This is a genomic window from Streptomyces sp. NPDC051738 (assembly GCF_044453205.1).
GTDB lineage: Bacteria > Actinomycetota > Actinomycetes > Streptomycetales > Streptomycetaceae > Streptomyces.
The window spans coordinates 710,069-730,318 of sequence record NZ_JBITCM010000001.1; the positions used below are offsets into that span (position 1 = coordinate 710,069).

Sequence of the window (20,250 nt, forward strand, 5' to 3'; positions counted from 1 at the left end):
GCGTGATGTCGGCGCACAGGTGGTGCGCCTGGGGTGGAGGGGACACACATGGGCTCTTACACGGGCAGATGGGGCGCGTCCGCGTGCGTCGTCGTCGGTCTGATCGCGGGCACCCTGGTGCCCGCCGTTCCGGCGGCCGCCGTGCACGGGGCGGTCCCCGGCGACTTCAACGGCGACGGTTACCGCGACGCCGTCCTGCCCGCGCCCGGTGCGAACGTGTCCGGCAAGGAGGCCGCGGGTGCCGTCGTCGTCCTGTACGGCTCGGCCTCAGGACTGTCGGCCACCGGCCGCAAGACCCTCACGCAGAACACCTCCGGGGTGCCGGGCACGGCCGAGGCCTACGACCGCTTCGGCTCCGCCACCGCCACGGCCGACCTGAACCGGGACGGGTACGCCGACCTGGTGGTCACGTCGCCGTACGAGGACACGGCGAAGGGTACGAACTCCGGGGCGGTGACGGTGCTGTGGGGCGGCAGCGGGGGTCTGACGAGCGGGACGGATCTGCCGACGCCGAGTGACGCACCGGCGTACTACGGCCTGGACGTGGCCGCCCTCAGCACCGGCGCGGGCGCGAAGACCCAGGTCATGGTCGGCGGATACGACGGATCGGTCCGCTTCCAGGGACCGTTCAGCCGCAAGGGCACCTTCGGATCGGCCGCGCTCAACCAGGACACCCCCTCGGTGGAATCCGTCGCGCTCGGCGACTTCGACGGGAACAGCACGCCGAACCGGGTCGTCGTCACGTCGCGCTTGAGCGGGCTGTCCGGCGGTGAGGTGTACATCGAGCCCGTGACCGGGTCGTCCCCCTTGGCGGCCGGCAACGGCCTCATCTCCGCCACCGGCGACATCAACGGCGACGGCTACGCCGATCTCGCGGTCGGTGACCCGGACGAACCCGAAGTTGCGGGCACCGACGGCGTGTTGGGCGGACGCGTCCTGGTCTGGTACGGCTCGGCGACCGGCATCGCGGCCGACGCGCAGCCCGTGCGGATCACCCAGAACACGGCCTCGGTCCCCGGCACCAGCGAGAAGTACGACGCCTTCGGCGCCTCCCTCGCCGTCGCCGACCTCAACCGGGACGGCCTCGCCGACATCGTCGTCGGCACCCCCTACGAGGGTGTCGCCGGTAAGAACCGGTCCGGCGAGGTGGCGGTGATCCCGGGCCGCGAGACGGGGGCGCTCGGCGCGGGCTCGTACGCGTTCAACCAGTTCACGACGGGAGTCGGGGGCGGCAACGAACTCGACGACTTCTTCGGTACGACCGTCTCCGTCGGGGACGTCAACGGGGACGGCCGGCCCGAGCTGTTCGTCGGCGCGTCCGGTGAGAACAACTTCACCGGTGCCGTCTGGGTGTTCCCCGGCGGCGTCTCGGGGCCGGTCGCCAAGGGCAGCCGCGTGTTCAGCTCGTTCTCCGTCAACCTCACCCAGCAGAACGGCACCCTCCTCGGCGGGAACGGCCTGCACTGGGTCATTTGACGGGCTGCACGTCGGCCGCCTCGGCCGTCGCCCTCGTACCGACGCCCGTCCGGCGGATGAGGGCGACGCCGACCACCGCCAGGAGCGAGGCCGCGGAGAGGGTGTACAGGCCACCGTTCGTGCTGCCCGTGGTGTCCTGGAGGTAGCCGAAGAGGGTGGGCGAGACGAAACCGCCCAGGTTTCCTATGGAGTTGACCAGGGCGAGTCCGGGCGCCGCGATCTTCAGGTCGAGCCCGGACTGGGCCATCGGCCAGAACAACGTGGCCGCGCACTTGCCCCCGACCGCGGCCAGCGTGAGCGCGGCGAGGCCGAACCAGGGCGAGCCGAGGGTGGCCAGGAAGGTGCCGACCGCCGACAGGACGAGGGCGATCGCCAGGAACGGGCGGCGGTCCGGGGCGCGGTCGGTGAAGTGGGCCATCGTGTACATCGCGATCACCGCGCAGATCCACGGCACGGCCGTGAGCAGCCCGACCTGGAAGGGCGACAGTCCGCCGATGTCGTCGACCAGGCTCGGCAGCCAGAAGGTGATCGCGTACCCGGTGAGGGCCATCGCGAAGAACACCGCCGTGAGCACGGCGACCTGGGGGTGGAAGATCAGCTTCCAGCGGGACACGTGGGGAGCCCGGTCACGCGCCTCCTTGTCCCGGGCGACCGCGTCGCTGAGCGCGTCCTTCTCCTCCTGGGTGAGCCAACGGGCGTCCTGGATACGGGAGACGAGGAAGAACCCGGCGATGAATCCGACCAGGATCGAGAAGGCACCCTCCAGCGCGAACATCCAGCGCCAGCCGGCGATGCCGCCCGCCCCGTGCAGTTCCAGCAGCGCGCCCGTGATGGGCCCGGTCACGATGTACGCCGTCGCCGAGCCGCCCAGGAAGATCGCGCTCGCCCGGCCCCGGCTGGAGTCGGGCAGCCACTGGGTGCTGTGCTTTCCCGGGGGATAACCCCCGGACCCCCAGCAGAAACGCAGGTCCGCAGGGACGACCGGCGCGAATATTCGAGGCAAACCTGGGTGATATAGAGCAGCACGCCGGGGAAGAGCCGGCGCCTCCGCGACACCGAGCAGGAAGAGCAAGGCGCAGAGTATCCCCCGGGTCAACGGGCCGATCTGATGTACACGCATGTGAACGTGGGGCGGATGTGTCCGCACACACCCGCCCCGAGCTCCGTGGGTTCGTCAGCTCGCCGAAGCCGACGCCCCCGGCTGGACCGAGTCGTCCGTACCGGTGTTCGTCGCCTCCGGGTCGACGCCGACCGTGATGGTCGCGAGGACACCCTTGGCGATGTCGTTCTTCTTGTACTTGAGCTTCAGCAGCCCGCCGGTCGTCCCGCTCTGGTCGTAGATCGTGTCCTCGTCGAGCGTGGTGCGCTCGGTCGTGGTCATCGAGTACGGATCCACCTCGGCGGAGAGCAGCACCGACTCCTCGTCGAAGAAGAACTGGCCGGTGTGGCAGGTGGTGCCGCCCTCGTACCCGGCGTCCGTCCACTCGCCGCTCACATGCACCTTGGTGTGGATGTGGACGCAGCGGCCCTGGTACCAGCCCGGGAAGATGGTCTTGAAGGTGACGAAGCCCTTGCGGTCCGTCCGCCAGGTGCCGCGCAGGTAGCGGGTGTCGCTGGTGGGCTCCTCGTGCCCGCCGCCACCGCCACCGGCCGGCGGCTCACCGGTCGGAGTGCCGGACGGCACATCGGTGGGGGTGCCTGTAGGGGTGCCCGAGGGGGCGTCCGTGGGCGGGGTGCCGCCTCCGCCGCCGCCCGAGAAGCTCTCGTAGCCCGAATACAGGCCCAGCGCGTCGCAGTGCCAGATGTCCACGGCCGCGTTGGAGACCGGCTTGCAGGTCTCGGAGTCGATCACCTTGATGCGGAGGGTGAGCGGGATGCCCTCCTTGTCCTCGGTGATGTCCTGGCGGAGCTTGTCGGCGTCGATGTAGTAGGGGCCCTCGGTGGTCTCCGAGGTGAGCTTGTAGCAGGCCTCGGCACCGGTGGAGGTCGCCGATGCGTTCGGCTGCGCGCCCTTCGCTCCGGACTCACCCGCGAACGCGCCGGCCGCGAGCGAACCGCCCACGCCCACCGCGGCGGCGGCTCCCGCACCGGCGACGACGACCTTGCGACGCGTGAGGTCCCGCTTGTGTTTCGGCCCTTCGGCCGTCTGGTTTCCCGTCATGTGCAGGGAAGTTAGGGACCGCGCCTGTCAGGAGGTTAGGTAAGAGCTGGGTGAGAGCCCTGCATGAGGGCGGTAAACGAAAGTGGCCCGGAACCGGCGTAGGTTCCGGGCCACTTTCGTTCAAGTACCGCTTACTTCGGCTGCGGCTTGCGCACCGACAGGTGCAGCTCCTTCAGCCGCGCCTCCTCCAGCTCCGTCGGCGCGCCCATCATCAGGTCCTGGGCGTTGCCGTTGAGCGGGAAGGCGATGGTCTCGCGGATGTTCGGCTCGTCGGCGAGCAGCATGACGATGCGGTCGACGCCGGGCGCGATGCCGCCGTGCGGCGGGGCGCCGAAGCGGAAGGCGCGCAGCATGCCGGCGAACTTCTCCTCGACGGTCTCGCGGTCGTAACCGGCGATCTCGAAGGCCTTGAGCATGATCTCCGGCTCGTGGTTCCGGATCGCGCCGGAGGACAGCTCGACGCCGTTGCAGACGATGTCGTACTGCCAGCCCAGGATGTCCAGCGGGTCCTGCGTCTCCAGGGCCTCAAGACCGCCCTGCGGCATGGAGAACGGGTTGTGCGAGAAGTCGATCGCGCCGGTGTCCTCGTCCTTCTCGTACATCGGGAAGTCGACGATCCAGCAGAACCGGAAGACGCCCTCCTCGAAGTGCCCGGCACGCTTGGCGGCCTCGACCCGCACCGCGCCCATGATCTTCGAGACCTCGTCGAACTCGCCCGCGCCGAAGAACACGGCGTGACCGGCGGCCAGCGACAGGCGCTTGGTCAGCTCGGCGACGTTCTCCTCGGTGAGGAACTTGGCGATCGGGCCGGTCAGCGAGCCGTCCTCGGCGACGCGGACCCAGGCCAGGCCCTTGGCGCCCTGCGAGACCGCGAAGTCACCGAGCTGGTCGAAGAACTTGCGGGGCTGCGCGGAGACGTCCGGCACGGCCAGCGCACGCACGTGCTTGCCCGCGAACGCCTTGAACTCCGAGCCCTCGAACACGTCGGTGATGTCGACGAGTTCCAGCTGGGCGCGCAGGTCCGGCTTGTCGGAGCCGTACTTCAGCATCGCCTCGCGGAACGGGATCCGCGGGAAGGGCGAGGTGACGTGGCGGCCGCCGCCGAACTCCTCGAAGAGCTCCGTCATGAGCTGCTCGATCGGCTGGAAGACGTCCTCCTGCTCGACGAAGCTCATCTCGACGTCGAGCTGGTAGAACTCGCCGGGCGAGCGGTCCGCGCGCGCGTCCTCGTCACGGAAGCAGGGCGCGATCTGGAAGTAGCGGTCGAAGCCGGAGATCATCAGCAGCTGCTTGAACTGCTGCGGGGCCTGCGGCAGGGCGTAGAACTTGCCCGGGTTCAGCCGGGACGGGACGACGAAGTCGCGGGCGCCCTCGGGGGAGGTCGCGGACAGGATCGGCGTCGCCATCTCGTTGAAGCCCAGCGCCGTCATCTTGTGCCGGATCGCCGAGATGACCGACGTACGCAGCAGGATGTTGCGGTGCATGCGCTCGCGGCGCAGGTCCAGGAAGCGGTACTCCAGGCGCCGCTCCTCGTTGACCCCGTCCTCGGTGTTGATCGTGAACGGCAGCGGGGCGGCCGCGCCGAGCAGCTCGACCTCGCCGACCTCGACCTCGATCTCGCCGGTGGGCAGCTCGGAGTTGATGTTCTCGGCGCCGCGGGAGACGACCTTGCCGTCGACGCGGACCGTCGACTCCTTGGTCAGCTTGTCGAGGGCCTCGTAGGCGGGGGTGCCGGGACGGGCGACGAGCTGCGTGATGCCGTAGTGATCGCGCAGATCGATGAAGAGGATGCCGCCCAGGTCGCGCCGATTGTGCAGCCAGCCACTCAGCCGGACGTCGGTGCCGACGTCAGAGGAGCGGAGCTCGCCGCAGGTGTGGGACCTGTACCGATGCATCGTCGTTCATCCAGTCTTCGCGGATCGGGGGGCCTGTTTCACGTGAAACTTTCCGTGAAAGCTCCCCCAAGCCTACCGGGGACCCCAAGATCGGCTCCCCACCATTTGTGCGAGCCCATGGGCCCTGCCCTGGCCCCTCCGACCAGATGCCCCGTACAGCTTCGGTGGCAGTGTGCGATCACCTCTTCTTAGAGTGGGGCAATGCGCACTGGTGAGCCCCTGCCCGCCGTGGGGGAGGTTCTCGCCGCCCTCGCGACCGGACTGTGGCACTGGAACACCGCCACGGGACTGGTCACGGTCGACGCGGAGGCGGCACGGCTGCTCGGGCTGCCCGCCGAGCGGGCCACGCTCAGCCAGGCCCAGGTGCGTGCCCGGCTGCATCCCGTCGACTGGAACGAGATCAGCGGAGTGATCCAGCTGGCCGTCGCCGAGGGCACGCTCGGCGAGGTACGGGTGCGGATCATGGACGAGCTGGGCCGGGTCGTCCGGCTGGGCCGCAGCCGCTTCCACGCCTCCTTCGATCGCGAGAAGCGGTCGTACGAGGTCACCGGCTCCCTCCAGGAGGTCACCGAGCCGACGCCGGGGACCTCGGCGGGGCGTACGGCGGTCACCGGTGACTGGCGGCGCTCGCGGGAGGCGTTCCTGCTGGACGCGGGCCGGGCGCTGGCCGAGGCGCGCTCGACGGCGGAGGTGCTGCGGGTCGCGGCAGGGCTGTCGATGCCGGGATTCTCCCCGGACGGGCTCGCGGTGTTCGGCGTCACGGGCGACCGTCTGACGATCATCGGCCACCACGGTCACGAGCCCGGGGACGAGGGCCCGTTCACACACATGGCCCTGGAGACGGACTACCCGGCCGCCGAGGTCGTCCGCACCGGCCGTGCCGTCTATCTCTCCTCACCCGAGCGGTACAAGGAGCGCTACCCGGTCACCTGGCCGCTCGCCGCGCACTTCAACCGCCAGTCCTGGGCGTTCCTGCCGCTGACCGTGGCCGGCCGCACGATGGGCGCCTGGATGGCGGCGTTCACCTATCCGGTCGCCTTCACGCCCGACGAGCGCTCCGTGCTGACGACGGTGGCGCGCATGCTCGCCCAGGCCCTGTCCCGCGCCGAGGCCGCCGAGTCCGCACGGGAGCTGACGGACGGTCTCCAGCGCTCGATGCTGCCCCAGCTGGGCCCCGAGATACCGGGCATGAGCATCGCCGCCCGCTATGTCCCGACCGGCGGCGGACTCCAGGTCGGCGGCGACTGGTACGACATGATCCCGCTGCCTGGGGGCACCTCCCGAACGGAGTTCGGGGGAGGCCGCTTCGCCCTCGTCATCGGCGACGTCCAGGGGCATGACGTGCGGGCGGCGGGCCTGATGGGCCAGCTCCGGATCGCCCTGCGCGCCTACGCCTCCGAGGGCCACCGCCCCGACGCCGTGCTCTCCCGCGCCTCGCGCTTCCTGCACGGGATGACGTTCGGCTCCCCCGGCGAGGACCCGTCCGATCTGCGCTTCGCGACCTGCCTGTACGTCGAGGTCGACCCCACGACCGGCCTGCTGGACATCGCCCGGGCCGGCCACCCGGACCCGGCGATCCGCATGAGCGACGGCACGGTGCTCGCCCGCCCGACGGCCGGCGGTCTCCCGCTCGGCATCGACCCGGACGCCGACTACCCGACGACCAGGATCACCCTGGAACCCGGCGAGACCATGCTGATCTGCACCGACGGCCTGATCGAGACCGGCGGCCACGACCTGGAGACCGGCTGGAAGCGCATCCGCACCATCCTCGAAGAGCACGACGGCGACCTGGAGGCCCTCGCCGACGGCCTCGTCCAGGCCGTCCACGGCCCGTCCTCCCACCACACCACCGGCCCGCTCGCCGACCGGCGCGAGGACGACATAGCGGTCCTGCTGCTGCGCCGGCAGGGCGAGGGCTGCAGCGACGCCCCCGTCGCCCGGCCGACGATCCGGCGCACCATGCTGTCGGTCGCACAGGCCGAGCCGGTGCGGGTCGCGGTGGCCCGCCAGCAGCTGCGGGAGCTGCTGCACGACTGGGCCTCCGAGGACCAGGTCGACTCGGCGGTCCTGCTCCTGTCCGAGACGCTCACCAACGTCCTCGTCCACACCGACGCGGACGCCCTGCTCCTCGCCGAGGTCCGGGGCGAGCCGGGGGACCGCCGGCTGCGCGTCGAGGTCACGGACACCAGCGACGACCTGCCGCATAGGCGCAGCCCCGGGGAACTGGCGTCGTCCGGGCGGGGGTTGGTGCTGATCGAGCTGCTCGCCGAGGCGTGGGGCGTGGACCCGCGGGGCGAGGGCAAGAGCACGTGGTTCGAGCTCTACGAGTCCACGGGCGCTGACGGCGCTGGGGGCGGGGACGGCGGCGGGAACGGTTCCGGGGACGCGGACGGCGCCGGTGGCTCGGGGGGCTCCGAGCCACCGTAGAGCTCCCGCAGCTCGTGTACGACGCCGGTGGCGGCGGCGGTGAGCGGTACGGCGAGCAGCATGCCGAGGACTCCGGCCACGGAGGCCCCCGCGGTGATCGTCACCATGACGACGGCCGGGTGCATCTGCACGGTCCGGCTCTGGATCATGGGCTGCAGCACATGCCCTTCCAGGACCTGCACGGCCAGCACGATGGCCAGCACCCACAGCGCGATGACGAACCCCCGGTCGGCGAGCGCGACCAGCACGGCGACCGCTCCCGAGATGAACGCGCCGAGATAGGGGATGTAGGCCCCGACGAAGACCAGCGCACCGAGCCCGACCGCACCCGGCACATCGAGCACGAGCAGCCCGACGGTGATGCAGACGGCGTCGATGAGGGCGATGAAGGTGGTCCCCCGCATGAACCCCTCCACCGCCCGGAAGGCACGCCGGGCCATGGCCTCCACGACGTCCCCGCTCTGCCCCGGCACGACGGCCCGCAGAGCACCGGCGGCCCGGTCGGAGTCCCGCAGGAAGAAGAAGACGAGCAGCAGCGCGAGCACGGCGATGGCGATGGTCTCGCCGACGACGCTCACCCCGCTGATGACACCGGAGGCGGCCGTCCCGCCGAACTTGGTGAGCAGTTCCCTGGAGTTGGACGCGAGGTCGTCCAGCGAGGTCCCGGCGGCCCCGAAGTGGTCGGCGAGATCCTGGCCCGCCTGCTTGAGCGAGGCGACGATCTGGTCGCCGGTCTCGACGATCGCGGCGACGACGATGTACACGGCCCCGCCGACGACGGCCACGACGGCGACGCAGGTGAGCCCGGCGGCGAGGGACCGGTTGACCTTGGCCTTCACCAGCCGCCGGTGCAACGGCCCGAGCAACGCCGTGCCGAGCAACGCCAGCAGCACGGGCACGACGGCCGTACGGAACTCCACGACCAGCCGGATCCCGAGGTAGACGACCCCGGCGACCAGCAGCACGACGACACACCAGGCGGCGAGGCGTCGGACGGGGTCGGGGAGCAGCGGGGTGGAGGCCGGCACGTGTCCAGCGGATCATGCGGCGGCGCGGGTGTCCTGCGCAGTGAGCCGGTCAGGTGACGGCACGTCAGCGGGTGTCCACATCAGCGTCCCGGTGTCCATCGCCACCAACGAGCAGCGCTACGGCGACGAGTTGCGTCGTCGAGGACGTGAAAGGCTGACGCGGGCGACAGAATCGATACGTCTGTCCACTTTCGGGTGAACATCCGTGCTATGGACGCGAGTTGCACCTCCGCGTGTCTACCTTCCGACGCGGAGGTGATGCTCGATGAACGAGCAGAACAACACGCGCAAAGACGCAATCGACATCAACGACTTCGTGTACGCGGCCACCGGCACGCGCGTACGGAGACTGACGATGCCGGACGGAACGCACTGGTTCCCGGCCGTCGACGTCTGCACGGAGCTGGGGTACCGCAACGCTCGTAAGAGTCTGCAGGACCATGTCCCCGAAGGTCACCGAGAGATTCTTGAGACCGTAACTGGAGGGCACGGTCTCAGCGTTCCCGCAGGTCGGGAGTGGCGACGAGACATGAACGTCGTCGATCTCCAGGGCCTGATCCGCTTGGTCAACGGCTGCACGAAGCCGACGGCCCAGCCCTTCAAGGCCTGGGCCTCCGAAGTTATCGCCACCATCCAGCGCGACGGCTCCTACTCCCTGGAACCGGCCCCCGTACAACCCACCCCCACCGGCGTCACCGCATACGCCGTGCCGGAGCAGATCGCCGACGCCCTCGTCCGGCTCGAAGAGCGCGCCTGCCGGACGGACGAAGCGCTACGGCGGATCGACAACAAGCAGGACGTGATCATCGAGTCGCTCCAGGACATCGCCCAGACCCTCCGGCGCTCCAGTGACCGAGCCCGCCCCGTCCAGGCCCCGGAGTTGACGCCCCAGCAGCTGCTGGCCAACTGGAAGGCCAGGAACCTCGTCGTCACCGACGATGTCCACGCGGTGGCCGCCCACCTGGCCCCGGCACTGCTGCACGGCGGCGCCGGTTACAGCGTGGAGGAGATCTCCGTCTGCACCGGGCTGTCGCCCGACCGCGTCCACGACAGCCTTGAGCTGCTGTCCGAGCAGGAATGCGTACGCCAGGTGGGCCGCGCTCCGAACGGCGCTCCGTTCTACGTGCTGCCGTAACCGGCCATCGAAAAGGCCCGAAGTCGCAACTCGAACTTGCGGCTTCGGGCCTTGTCGTACCGTACCCGTCTCGGGCCCCCTACAGGCCACCCTCCGACATTCCATGCACGGCGGGGATCGTCCCCAGCCGCCCCTTCTGGAAGTCCTCGAACGCCTGCTGCAGTTCCTCACGGGTGTTCATGACGAACGGGCCGTAGTGGGCCATCGGCTCGCGGATCGGCTGTCCGCCGAGGAGGACGACCTCCAGATCCGGTGTGTGCGAGTCCTGCTGCTCGTCCGCGCGGACGGTCAGCGAGCCTCCGTCGCCGAACACCGCGGTCTGGCCCACGTGAATCGGCCGCCGCTCGGCGCCCACCGCACCGCGCCCGGCGAGCACGTACGCGAGTCCGTTGAAGTCCTCCCGCCAGGGCAGCGTGATCTCCGCACCCGGCGCGAGGGTCGCGTGGATCATCGTGATCGGGGTGTGGGTGACACCGGGACCCTGGTGGCCGTCCAGCTCACCGGCGATGACCCGCATCAGCGCGCCGCCGTCGGGGGAGGTGAGCAGCTGGACGTTGCCGCCGCGGATGTCCTGGTAGCGCGGCGCCATCATCTTGTCCTTGGCCGGGAGGTTCACCCACAGCTGCAGGCCGTGGAAGAGACCGCCGGACATGACGAGGGACTCCGGCGGCGCCTCGATGTGGAGGAGGCCCGAGCCGGCCGTCATCCACTGGGTGTCGCCATTGGTGATGGTGCCACCGCCGCCCTGGCTGTCCTGGTGGTCGAAGATGCCGTCGATGATGTAGGTGACGGTCTCGAAGCCGCGGTGCGGGTGCCAGGGGGTGCCCTTGGGCTCGCCCGGCGCGTACTCCACCTCGCCCATCTGGTCCATCATGATGAACGGGTCGAGGTACTTGTAGTTGATCCCGGCGAACGCACGGCGCACCGGGAAGCCCTCGCCCTCGAAACCGCTCGGCGCGGTCGTGACGGCGAGCACGGGACGGGCCACGGCCTCCGTGGGTGCGGCGACGCGGGGCAGCGTCAGCGGGTTCTCGACGGTCACTGCAGGCATGTCGGTACCTCCTTGGTGCGTCCAGTTTAGTTGAGTGTTGAACTTTCTGCCACCTTGAACAGAGAAAACCCGGAGGGCATTCCCTCCGGGTTTCTCCGTCCGAACCAGACTGGTGTCAGTTACTGAAGTACAGGTACTTCCAGGCCCCGTACGTCGTCGAGTTCACCGTGTCGCCGGACGAGCCGTTGACGTACACGGACCGCATCCGAGCCCTGATGCCCGACTCGCCGGGCGCCTCGAGGGTCACGGCCGACTTCCCGTTCGTGCCGAGCGGGAAGTACTGCGAGTCCGCCGAGTACCACGTGCCCTGGTAGTAGACCTGCAGGTCGAAGCGCTGCTGGCGGCCCGGGTAGTAGGTCATCGTCGTGGTCAGCAGCGGGTCGGTGCTCTTGTGGAACCAGTAGTAGGTCTTCGTGCCGATCTTCGCCGTCTTGTAGTGCTTGGAGACGGCGGTCGAGACCTTGACCCGGGCGTAGGCCGTGACCTTCACCGTCTTGGGCTTGTAGCGGGCGTCGCCCTTGAAGACCGCGGTGACGGCGGTGTCCCGGGTCATGTCGGCCCAGGCGGAGATGTTGCCGTCGGAGTTGACCGTCCCGCTCTTGATCAGCTTGTTGGGCTTGTCGCCGCCGAAGGGGTCGGCCCAGATCTCGACCGAGCGGTTCTTGTACGTCGTCCCCAGGTGCGCGGTGAACTTGACGTCGGTGCCGTAGCTGTACAGCTTGCCGTTGTTGTTCAGGCTGAGCGAGGTCGAGTTGCGGGAGACCTCGACGGTGTCGGAGGCGCTCGCCGCCGCGTGCTCGGCGTCGCCCGCGTACTTCACCGCGTACTTCACCTTGCCGCCGGCCGGCGGGGTGTCGGTGAAGGAGTAGGTGCCGTCCGCCTTGACCGTGACGGTGGGCAGGGCCTTGCCGCTGGGGCTCTCCAGGTCAGTGCGGGTGACGGCGAGCTGCGTACCCGCGGCGAACGGCACGTTTGCCGTGACCTTGCCGGTGACCGTGAGCTGTTTGGCGCGGGTCGCTGACGCGGGCGCATTGACCGTGAGGGTCGGCACGCTGAGCGCCGGGCCCGTGAACGCCTTCAGGGTGTACGTGTTGTCCGAGTTGCCGGCCAGGGCGAACACCCGGGAGGAGTCGGGGGCCCACGCCACCTCGCCCATGCTGGAGGTCCCGGCGTCGAAGCGCCGCACCGGCGTGGCGGAGCCCGCCTTGTAGATGTTGACGTGGCGGTCGTAGGCCTGGGCGATCAGACCGCCCGGCGAGACGTCGCCGTGCCAGCCGGTCTCCGTGAGGCCCGCGACCTCCGTGAAGGCGCCGCCGGCGTGGTTCAGCTTCCGGTAGCCGTTCCACAGCACCTGGGAGGCGCCGGGCATCAGGTCGATGTCCAGGGTCCAGCGATCGCTGTCCGTCTTGGCGATCACCTGCGGGGTGGCGCCGGAGACGTCGAGGAGGTTGATCGCACCCGCGCGGTCGCCGCTGTCGTGGAAGGCGAGCAGACCGGGTGAGGACGGGTCCGCGTCGAGGACGGCCGCGTTGTAGTACGGGGCGACAGATTCCGGGAGCTGTCCGAGGGCCACTGCGGCAGCCGCGTCGGTGGCGGCGGGGTCGATGACGCCGAGATTGCCGTGGAAGAAGCCGCTCTCGTCCGTCGTCCGGTACGAGAACCACAGCCGCCCGCCCGCGAAGGCGGCCTCACGCGGGTCGACGCCGGCGCCGAGGTCGTAGCGGGTCCTGACCTCCAGCGTGGCCGCGTCGACGGCCACGATCTCGTGGGTCGTCGGCAGGACCGCGTACAGGGTGAGACCGTCGTCCGAGAGCGCGAGGTCGCTGGGGCGGCCGAAGCCGACGTTCACGTCGACCAGGGTGCCGCTGTAGTCGGTGGCCAGGATCCGTCCGTTGTCCTGGTCCGCCACGAAGACGCGCTGAAGCGCGCCGTCCGCGACCAGCCCGACGGGCTGGGTGAGGACGGCCGGCGCGGCAGCGGCGGAGCCCGCCGTGGCGACGCTCAGTGCGACCGAACTGAAGAGGACCGCGAGCGCCGTCGCGGCCGAGGTGCTGCGCATGCGCACAGTGATGAACCCCCACAAGGAATCCCGGGGTTGCCGGGAGATGAGAGCGCCGCGCGACACCCGGACGCGGACCGCGGGAAGGCGGTGGCGTGCGGGGCGCGGCTGCCAGGGGCACTCTATGGCATGGCTGTGACAACCGGGCAGGGAAATTCCGGCCCGGCCCTGTGGGGTCCGACTAGCCGTACATCCGCCGCATCGCGAACTCGACCATCTGCTCCACGGCCTTCGCGTCGAAGACCATGCGGTGCTCGCCCTCCATGTCGAGGACGAAGCCGTACCCGGTCGGCAGCAGGTCGATCACCTCGGAGCCGGTGATGACGAAGTACTTGGACTCCTTGCCCGCGTACCGCCGAAGCTCCTTCAGCGAGGTGAACATCGGGATCACCGGCTGCTGGGTGTTGTGCAGGGCGAGGAAGCCGGGGTTGTCGCCGCGCGGGCAGTAGACCTTCGACGTCGCGAAGACCTGCTGGAAGTCCTCTGCGGACATCTGCCCGGTGGTGAAGGCCCGCACCGCGTCAGCGAGCGAGGGCGGGGACGGCTCGGGGTAGAGCGGTGGCTGCTGGCCGTATCCGCCCACGCCGCCGGACATGGGCTGCTGCGGCGGGACGTAGCCCTGCTGAGCGCCGACGTTCTGGTCGTAGCCGTACATGCGCGCAAGAGTACCGAGAGCGGCGCGGAGACGGGCCGGTACGGGGGCCCTGGCAAACCGACAGCGACTTGACAGCGCGTCGACAGTCCATGCGCTGGTTTCCCACAGCCGCCGCTCCTAGCGTCTGCCCTATCGACAGAAGTGCCCGAAAAGGGCGCCGCACCGGCAAGGGGACAGCCATGCACCGACACCACGACGACGAGGACCACGAGCACGACAGAGGGCTCTCCTACGACCTCCCCGTCCTCGCCCGCCGCCGCATGATCCAGCTGATGGCGGGCGCGAGCCTGGTCCCGCTGGTGGGCTGCAGCGCGGACGGAGAGACCTCGGCGTCGTCGTCCTCTTCCGCCTCCGCGTCCTCCGGCGGCTCCTCCTCGTCCGCCGAGTGCGCGACCATCCCGAACGAGACCGCCGGGCCCTACCCGGGCGACGGCTCGAACGGCGTGAACGTGCTGAAGGAGAGCGGTGTCGTCCGCAGCGACATCACCAAGAGCTTCGGCGACTCCGCGGGCGGCACCGCCGAGGGCGTGCCCCTGACCGTCACCCTCACCGTCGTCGACGCCGCGTCCGGCTGCGGGACGCCGAAGGAGGGCGCCGCCGTCTACCTCTGGCACTGCGACCGGGAGGGCAACTACTCGCTGTACTCCGAGGGCGTCACCGACGAGAACTACCTGCGCGGCGTGCAGGAGACCGATGACAAGGGCCAGGTCACCTTCAAGAGCATCTTCCCGGCCTGCTACACGGACCGCTGGCCGCACATCCACTTCGAGGTCTACGGCAGCCTGGACGACGCCACGGCGGCGACCTCCATCACGAACACCTCCCAGCTCGCGCTGCCGAAGGACGTCTGCGACACGGTCTACGCCACCGACGGCTACAGCCAGAGCGTGCGGAACCTCGGCCAGCTCTCGCTGGAGACGGACAACATCTTCAGCGACGGCCACGACCAGCAGCTGGCGACGCTGGAGGGAAGTGTTGAGAAGGGATACACGGCGACACTGACGGTTCCGGTGTGACCTGTCACAGTGACCGGATCGGGGTTGCGTCTTATTACTGACGGGTAGCATCATCGTAGCTACTTGTTGGTACGTGAACTAGCCGCGAGGATCCCAGTGCCTCGCCGATCCCTCTACGGAGCCGTCACCATGGGGCACTACAAGTCGAATCTCCGCGACATCGAGTTCAACCTCTTCGAGGTACTCGGCCGCGACAAGCTGTACGGCACGGGTCCGTTCGAGGAGATGGACGTCGAGACCGCGAAGAGCATCCTTGAGGAGCTGACCCGGCTCTCGGAGAACGAGCTGGCCGAGTCCTTCGCGGACGCCGACCGCAACCCGCCGGTCTTCGACCCGGAGACCAACACCGCGCCGGTCCCCGCGTCCTTCAAGAAGAGCTACAAAGCCTTCATGGACTCCGAGTACTGGCGGCTCGGTGTCCCCGAGGCGATCGGCGGCACGACGGCTCCGCCGTCCCTGATCTGGTCGTACGCGGAGCTGATCCTCGGCTCGAACCCGGCCGTGTGGATGTACTCCTCCGGCCCGGCGTTCGCCGGCATCCTCTACGACGAGGGCAACGACGTCCAGAAGAAGATCGCCCAGATCGCGGTCGACCGGACCTGGGGCTCCACCATGGTGCTCACCGAGCCGGACGCGGGGTCCGACGTCGGTGCCGGCCGCACCAAGGCGATCCAGCAGGAGGACGGCTCCTGGCACATCGAGGGCGTGAAGCGCTTCATCACGTCCGGTGAGCACGACATGGAGGAGAACATCCTCCACTACGTGCTCGCGCGCCCCGAGGGTGCCGGCCCCGGCACCAAGGGCCTGTCCCTCTTCCTCGTCCCGAAGTACCTCTTCGACTTCGAGACCGGCGAGCTGGGCGAGCGCAACGGCGCCTACGCCACCAACGTCGAGCACAAGATGGGCCTCAAGGCCTCCAACACCTGCGAGATGACCTTCGGCGACCGTCACCCCGCCAAGGGCTGGCTGATCGGCGACAAGCACGACGGCATCCGCCAGATGTTCCGCATCATCGAGTTCGCCCGCATGATGGTCGGCACGAAGGCGATCTCCACGCTGTCCACCGGCTACCTGAACGCCCTCGAGTACGCCAAGGAGCGCGTCCAGGGCCAGGACCTGGCGGACTTCATGGACAAGGCCGCGCCCAAGGTCACCATCACGCACCACCCGGACGTGCGCCGCTCGCTGATGACGCAGAAGGCGTACGCCGAGGGCATGCGCGCCCTGGTCCTCTACACCGCCTCCATCCAGGACGCGATCGCCGTCAAGGAGGCCGCCGGCGAGGACGCCAAGGCCGAGCACGCGCTCAACGACCTCCTGCTGCCGATCGTGAAGGGCTACGGCTCCGAGAAGGGTTACGAGCAGCTGGCCCAGTCGCTGCAGACCTTCGGCGGCTCCGGGTTCCTCCAGGAGTACCCGATCGAGCAGTACATCCGGGACGCGAAGATCGACACCCTGTACGAGGGCACCACGGCGATCCAGGGCCAGGACTTCTTCTTCCGGAAGATCGTCCGCAACCAGGGCGCGGCCCTGAACGGTCTCGCCGAGGACATCAAGAAGTTCCTGGCGGTCGGCACCGGCGGCGAGGAGCTGGCCGGCGCCCGCGAGCACCTCGCGAAGGCCGCCGTGGAGCTGGAGGCGATCGTCGGCCTGATGCTGACCGACCTCGCGGCCACCGAGCAGGACGTCAAGAACATCTACAAGGTGGGCCTCAACACCACCCGCCTGCTGCTGGCCTCCGGCGACGTCGTGGTCGGCTACCTGCTGCTCAAGGGCGCCGCGATCGCGGCCGAGAAGCTTCAGACCGCCTCCGCCAAGGACAAGGCGTTCTACCAGGGCAAGATCGCGGCGGCGAGGTTCTTCGCGGCCAACGTCCTGCCGGGCGTCACCGGTGCGCGCAAGCTCGCCGAGGGCGTCGACCTGGACCTGATGGAGCTGGACGAGGCGGCGTTCTAGCCGACGGCTCCCACCGCCCGGCTCAGCCGAGCGGCCGAACCACTCGGTCCGGCCACTCGGTTTCAGCCAGGCTTTCCAGTCACTCACGGACAATCCACATCGCCCTTACGCGGGCCCGCTCTCCTTCACCGGGAGCGGGCCCTCGTACGTCGTTAAGGTGAACCCCATGAGCGCACCCCCCCGCTTCGACCGCGGCCACACCGACGACCTCATGTCCTTCCTGGCGGCGAGCCCGTCGCCATACCACGCCGTGGCGAACACCGCCGAGCGGCTGGAGAAGGCCGGCTTCAGGCAGGTCGCTGAGACGGACGCCTGGGACGGGTCGAGCGGCGGCAAGTACGTGCTGCGCGGTGGCGCGATCGTGGCGTGGTACGTCCCCGAGGGCGCGGCGCCCCACACGCCGTTCCGGATCGTGGGCGCGCACACGGACTCCCCCAACCTGCGCGTCAAGCCGCTCCCCGACAGCGGGGCGCACGGCTGGCGGCAGGTGGCCGTGGAGATCTACGGCGGGCCGTTGCTCAACTCCTGGCTCGACCGGGACCTGGGCCTGGCGGGCCGGCTGACGCTGCGGGACGGTTCGTCGCGGCTGGTGAACGTGGACCGTCCGCTGCTGCGCGTCCCCCAACTCGCCATCCACCTGGACCGCTCGGTGTCCGCGGAGGGGCTCAAGCTCGACAAGCAGCGGCATCTGCAGCCCGTCTGGGGCCTCGGCAACGACGTGCGCGACGGCGACCTCATCGCCTTCCTGGAGGAGACGGCCGGGATCGCGGCGGGCGAGGTCACCGGCTGGGACCTGATGACGCACTCCGTGGAGCCGCCGGCCTACCTGGGCCGGGACAAGGAGCTGGTCGCCGGCCCGCGCATGGACAACCTGCTCTCGGTGCACTCGGGCGTGGCGGCGCTGACCGCGGCGGCCTCGGGTGGCGCCCTGCCCTCCATCCCGGTGCTGGCCGCCTTCGACCACGAGGAGAACGGCTCGCAGAGCGACACGGGCGCCGACGGGCCGCTGCTGGGCAGCGTCCTGGAGCGCTCGGTGTTCGCGCGGGGAGGATCGTACGAGGACCGGGCACGCGCCTTCGCGGGCACGGTCTGTCTCTCGTCCGACACGGGCCACGCCGTCCACCCCAACTACGCGGAGCGCCACGACCCGACGCATCACCCGCGCGTCAACGGCGGGCCGATCCTCAAGGTCAACGTCAACAACCGCTACGCGACCGACGGTTCGGGCCGCGCGGCGTGGGCGGCCGCCTGCGAGAAGGCGGACGTCCCCTTCCAGTCTTTCGTCTCCAACAACGCCATGCCCTGCGGCACCACCATCGGCCCGATCACCGCGGCCCGGCACGGCATCCGGACCATCGACATCGGCGTGGCGATCCTGTCGATGCACAGTGCGCGGGAGTTGTGCGGTGCGGACGACCCGCATCTGCTGGCGAACTCGCTGGTGGCGTTCCTGGAGGGGTAGTTCCGGCAGCGTTGGGTACCCGCCCGCGACCGGAACCACCGGCACAAGGAGGCGACACTATGGGCCTCGGCGGATGCATCATCCTCATCGCCGCGGGAGCCATCCTCACGTTCGCGACCGACTGGGAGATGGAGGGGGTCAACCTCGACCTGGTCGGCGTCATTCTGATGATCGTGGGGCTGATCGGCACCACGACGTTCAGCAGCATCGCCCGGCGCAAGCGGGTGGTGGTACCGCCCTCGACGCCGGTCGTCCAGGACGAGCACCACCACCGGCGGGACGGCTACAGCGACGGTTACGGCGTCTGAGAGCAGGTGGGTTCGAGGACGGGGGCGGCGGCCGGTGCCGGACGGGGTGGCGGCGCGGAGCGGGCTCGGTACGGCAGCGAACCCGCGCGCGCGTGTGCGGCGCGGGACCGGGCTCAGCCCGTCGGCCTACAGACGGCGTTTCGGGCCGGGTGGCGGGGAACCCCTCGTGTCATGAGATTCCTCGTACGCGACCGGCTCCTCGGCTTCGGTGACGACTACTGGATCGAGGACGACCGGGGCAACAAGGTGTTCCTCGTCGACGGCAAGGCGATGCGGCTGCGGGACACCTTCGAGCTGAAGGACACCCAGGGGCGCGTCCTCATCGACATCCGCCAGAAGATGCTCGCGCTGCGCGACACGATGGTGATCGAGCGGGACGGCGAGCCGCTGGCGAAGATCCGCCGCAAGCGACTGTCCCTGCTGCGCAACCACTACCGGGTGTCCCTGGCGGACGGCAGCACGGAACTCGACGTCAGCGGCAAGATCCTCGACCGGGAGTTCGCCGTGGAGTACGACGGCGAACTGCTGGCCGTCATCTCCCGGCGGTGGCTGCACGTCCGGGAGACATACGGCGTGGACGTCGTACGGGACGACGCGGATCCGGCGCTGCTGATCGCGGTGGCGGTGTGTGTGATCCACCTGGCGGAGAAGGAGCGGGGGGAGGACTGAGGGGGAACCGTCAGCGGCGAGGTGCCGTCAGCCCCAGCATCCGGTCCTTCAGTGCCGGGAACTGCTCCCTGGTCGTCGCCACCTTCGCCGGGTCGAACTCCACCGTGAGGACCTGCTCCCCCGCACCGGCCTGCGCCAGCACCTCGCCCCACGGATCGACCACGATCGAGTGACCGGCCTGCGGAACTCCCGCGTGCGTCCCGGCCGTTCCACAGGCGAGCACGAACGCCTGGTTCTCCACCGCCCGCGCCTGAGCCAGCAGCGTCCAGTGCGCCCGGCGGCGCTCCGGCCAGCCCGCCGGAATGACCAGGGTCTCGGCGCCGGCGTCGACGAGGCCGCGGAAGAGTTCGGGGAAACGTAGGTCGTAGCAGGTGGCCACGCCCAGGGTGGTCTCGGGCAGACGGACCGTCACCAGTTCCTCGCCCGCGCCCATCAGCACGGCCTCGCCCTTGTCGAAGCCGAACCGATGGATCTTTCGGTACGCGGCGACCAGATCACCGGAGGGGGAGAAGACGAGAGACGTGTTGTAGAGCGGTCCCTCCGGATCACGCTCGGGAATCGAGCCCGCGTGCAGCCACACGCCCGCGTCGCTCGCGGCCTTGGCCATCGCCTCGTGCGTCGGCCCTTCGAGCGGCTCGGCCTCGGCGGCGAACTCCTCGTAGGCGAACGCCCCGGTGGTCCACAACTCGGGCAGGACAACAAGGTCGGCCGCCCCGGCCTGTTCCCGCACGAGCGAGGCAACCCTCAGCCGACGCGATTCGACCGATTCGCCCTCATTGACGTCGATCTGGAGCAAAGAGGCGCGCACACTACCACCGTCCTGGCATTCGAGCGGTCCACACGGGCATCCACGCGGGGCCTACGATCGTCACACGAAAGCACTGCCGGGGTGCCTCACAGCAGCGTAACTTAGCGTTCCAAGACACCCGCCGACAGCAGCCGCCCACTG

16 protein-coding genes and 1 pseudogene are annotated in these 20,250 nt (G+C 69.6%); 9 read left to right on the forward strand and 8 right to left on the reverse strand.

Annotated features, from left to right (window positions below):
• Positions 1-48: 48 nt before the first annotated feature.
• Positions 49-1,476 (forward strand): VCBS repeat-containing protein, encoded by a 1,428-nt coding sequence (locus ACIA8X_RS03195; protein ID WP_399457681.1) that lies wholly within the window; start codon positions 49-51, stop codon positions 1,474-1,476.
• On the opposite strand, the gene ACIA8X_RS03200 is transcribed toward ACIA8X_RS03195, so the two are convergent.
• The 3 genes from ACIA8X_RS03200 to aspS form a co-directional block, all read right to left on the reverse strand.
• Positions 1,469-2,479, reverse strand: a complete 1,011-nt coding sequence (locus tag ACIA8X_RS03200; protein WP_399457682.1) for an MFS transporter — start codon at positions 2,477-2,479, stop codon at positions 1,469-1,471. The genes ACIA8X_RS03195 and ACIA8X_RS03200 overlap by 8 nt on opposite strands.
• Positions 2,480-2,650: 171 nt before the next feature.
• Positions 2,651-3,637: an intradiol ring-cleavage dioxygenase gene (locus ACIA8X_RS03205; protein ID WP_399457683.1), complete on the reverse strand. Its 987-nt coding sequence runs from the start codon at positions 3,635-3,637 to the stop codon at positions 2,651-2,653.
• 131 nt (positions 3,638-3,768) lie between these two features.
• Complete coding sequence (gene aspS / locus ACIA8X_RS03210) at positions 3,769-5,532, reverse strand: aspartate--tRNA ligase (protein ID WP_399457684.1); 1,764 nt, start codon at positions 5,530-5,532, stop codon at positions 3,769-3,771.
• Between the two features lie 201 nt (positions 5,533-5,733).
• On the opposite strand from aspS, the gene ACIA8X_RS03215 reads away from it, so the two are divergent.
• The gene (locus ACIA8X_RS03215) at positions 5,734-7,962 is read left to right on the forward strand and encodes a SpoIIE family protein phosphatase (RefSeq protein WP_399457685.1); all 2,229 of its coding nucleotides are present in this window, start codon (positions 5,734-5,736) and stop codon (positions 7,960-7,962) included.
• Here the strand turns inward: ACIA8X_RS03215 and ACIA8X_RS03220 are convergent.
• The gene (locus ACIA8X_RS03220) at positions 7,857-8,990 is read right to left on the reverse strand and encodes an AI-2E family transporter (protein ID WP_399457686.1); all 1,134 of its coding nucleotides are present in this window, start codon (positions 8,988-8,990) and stop codon (positions 7,857-7,859) included. The genes ACIA8X_RS03215 and ACIA8X_RS03220 overlap by 106 nt on opposite strands.
• Before the next feature lie 265 nt (positions 8,991-9,255).
• Here ACIA8X_RS03220 and ACIA8X_RS03225 point away from each other — a divergent pair, with 265 nt between their 5' ends.
• Positions 9,256-10,125, forward strand: a complete 870-nt coding sequence (locus ACIA8X_RS03225; protein ID WP_393454122.1) for a Bro-N domain-containing protein — start codon at positions 9,256-9,258, stop codon at positions 10,123-10,125.
• Positions 10,126-10,204: 79 nt separating this feature from the next.
• Here the strand turns inward: ACIA8X_RS03225 and ACIA8X_RS03230 are convergent, their stop codons facing one another.
• From ACIA8X_RS03230 to ACIA8X_RS03240, 3 genes are all read right to left on the reverse strand, one after another.
• A complete protein-coding gene (locus tag ACIA8X_RS03230; RefSeq protein WP_393454119.1) occupies positions 10,205-11,176 on the reverse strand; it encodes a pirin family protein in 972 nt (323 codons plus the stop codon).
• Positions 11,177-11,291: 115 nt separating this feature from the next.
• Positions 11,292-13,235 carry a YncE family protein gene (locus tag ACIA8X_RS03235; protein ID WP_399457687.1) on the reverse strand — a complete coding sequence of 648 codons (1,944 nt, stop codon included), beginning with the start codon at positions 13,233-13,235 and terminating at the stop codon, positions 11,292-11,294.
• A 181-nt stretch (positions 13,236-13,416) separates the two neighbouring features.
• Positions 13,417-13,890, reverse strand: a complete 474-nt coding sequence (locus ACIA8X_RS03240) for an SseB family protein (protein WP_093907574.1) — start codon at positions 13,888-13,890, stop codon at positions 13,417-13,419.
• A gap of 179 nt (positions 13,891-14,069) precedes the next feature.
• On the opposite strand from ACIA8X_RS03240, the gene ACIA8X_RS03245 reads away from it, so the two are divergent.
• The 6 genes and pseudogenes from ACIA8X_RS03245 (at position 14,070) to ACIA8X_RS03270 (ending at position 19,301) form a co-directional block, all read left to right on the forward strand.
• A complete protein-coding gene (locus tag ACIA8X_RS03245; protein WP_399457688.1) occupies positions 14,070-14,906 on the forward strand; it encodes an intradiol ring-cleavage dioxygenase in 837 nt (278 codons plus the stop codon).
• Positions 14,907-15,035: 129 nt separating this feature from the next.
• Positions 15,036-16,862: an acyl-CoA dehydrogenase gene (locus tag ACIA8X_RS03250; RefSeq protein ID WP_393454110.1), complete on the forward strand. Its 1,827-nt coding sequence runs from the start codon at positions 15,036-15,038 to the stop codon at positions 16,860-16,862.
• Positions 16,863-17,028: 166 nt separating this feature from the next.
• Positions 17,029-18,324 carry a M18 family aminopeptidase gene (locus ACIA8X_RS03255; protein ID WP_393454108.1) on the forward strand — a complete coding sequence of 432 codons (1,296 nt, stop codon included), beginning with the start codon at positions 17,029-17,031 and terminating at the stop codon, positions 18,322-18,324.
• A gap of 59 nt (positions 18,325-18,383) precedes the next feature.
• Positions 18,384-18,632, forward strand: coding sequence for a DUF6458 family protein (locus tag ACIA8X_RS03260; RefSeq protein ID WP_393454106.1), 249 nt, complete (start codon positions 18,384-18,386; stop codon positions 18,630-18,632).
• Positions 18,633-18,672: 40 nt separating this feature from the next.
• Positions 18,673-18,807, forward strand: a pseudogene (locus tag ACIA8X_RS03265) (AraC family transcriptional regulator); the annotation flags it as partial.
• Positions 18,804-19,301, forward strand: coding sequence for an LURP-one-related/scramblase family protein (locus ACIA8X_RS03270; RefSeq protein ID WP_393454104.1), 498 nt, complete (start codon positions 18,804-18,806; stop codon positions 19,299-19,301). The pseudogene ACIA8X_RS03265 and the gene ACIA8X_RS03270, both read left to right, overlap by 4 nt.
• 10 nt (positions 19,302-19,311) lie before the next feature.
• Here ACIA8X_RS03270 and ACIA8X_RS03275 read toward each other — a convergent pair whose 3' ends face one another.
• Positions 19,312-20,109, reverse strand: coding sequence for a carbon-nitrogen family hydrolase (locus tag ACIA8X_RS03275; RefSeq protein WP_399457689.1), 798 nt, complete (start codon positions 20,107-20,109; stop codon positions 19,312-19,314).
• Positions 20,110-20,250 lie beyond the last annotated feature (141 nt).

Excerpts from the sequence above, each read along its gene's own strand:
- ACIA8X_RS03195 (WP_399457681.1), top strand. The coding sequence starts at position 49 with ATGGGCTCTTACACGGGCAGATGGGGCGCGTCCGCGTGCGTCGTCGTC.
- ACIA8X_RS03205 (WP_399457683.1), bottom strand. The coding sequence starts at position 3,637 with ATGACGGGAAACCAGACGGCCGAAGGGCCGAAACACAAGCGGGACCTC.
- aspS (WP_399457684.1), bottom strand. The coding sequence starts at position 5,532 with ATGCATCGGTACAGGTCCCACACCTGCGGCGAGCTCCGCTCCTCTGAC.
- ACIA8X_RS03215 (WP_399457685.1), top strand. The coding sequence starts at position 5,734 with ATGCGCACTGGTGAGCCCCTGCCCGCCGTGGGGGAGGTTCTCGCCGCC.
- ACIA8X_RS03225 (WP_393454122.1), top strand. The coding sequence starts at position 9,256 with ATGAACGAGCAGAACAACACGCGCAAAGACGCAATCGACATCAACGAC.
- ACIA8X_RS03230 (WP_393454119.1), bottom strand. The coding sequence starts at position 11,176 with ATGCCTGCAGTGACCGTCGAGAACCCGCTGACGCTGCCCCGCGTCGCC.
- ACIA8X_RS03235 (WP_399457687.1), bottom strand. The coding sequence starts at position 13,235 with ATGCGCAGCACCTCGGCCGCGACGGCGCTCGCGGTCCTCTTCAGTTCG.
- ACIA8X_RS03240 (WP_093907574.1), bottom strand. The coding sequence starts at position 13,890 with ATGTACGGCTACGACCAGAACGTCGGCGCTCAGCAGGGCTACGTCCCG.
- ACIA8X_RS03245 (WP_399457688.1), top strand. The coding sequence starts at position 14,070 with ATGCACCGACACCACGACGACGAGGACCACGAGCACGACAGAGGGCTC.
- ACIA8X_RS03250 (WP_393454110.1), top strand. The coding sequence starts at position 15,036 with ATGGGGCACTACAAGTCGAATCTCCGCGACATCGAGTTCAACCTCTTC.
- ACIA8X_RS03255 (WP_393454108.1), top strand. The coding sequence starts at position 17,029 with ATGAGCGCACCCCCCCGCTTCGACCGCGGCCACACCGACGACCTCATG.
- ACIA8X_RS03260 (WP_393454106.1), top strand. The coding sequence starts at position 18,384 with ATGGGCCTCGGCGGATGCATCATCCTCATCGCCGCGGGAGCCATCCTC.
- ACIA8X_RS03270 (WP_393454104.1), top strand. The coding sequence starts at position 18,804 with ATGAGATTCCTCGTACGCGACCGGCTCCTCGGCTTCGGTGACGACTAC.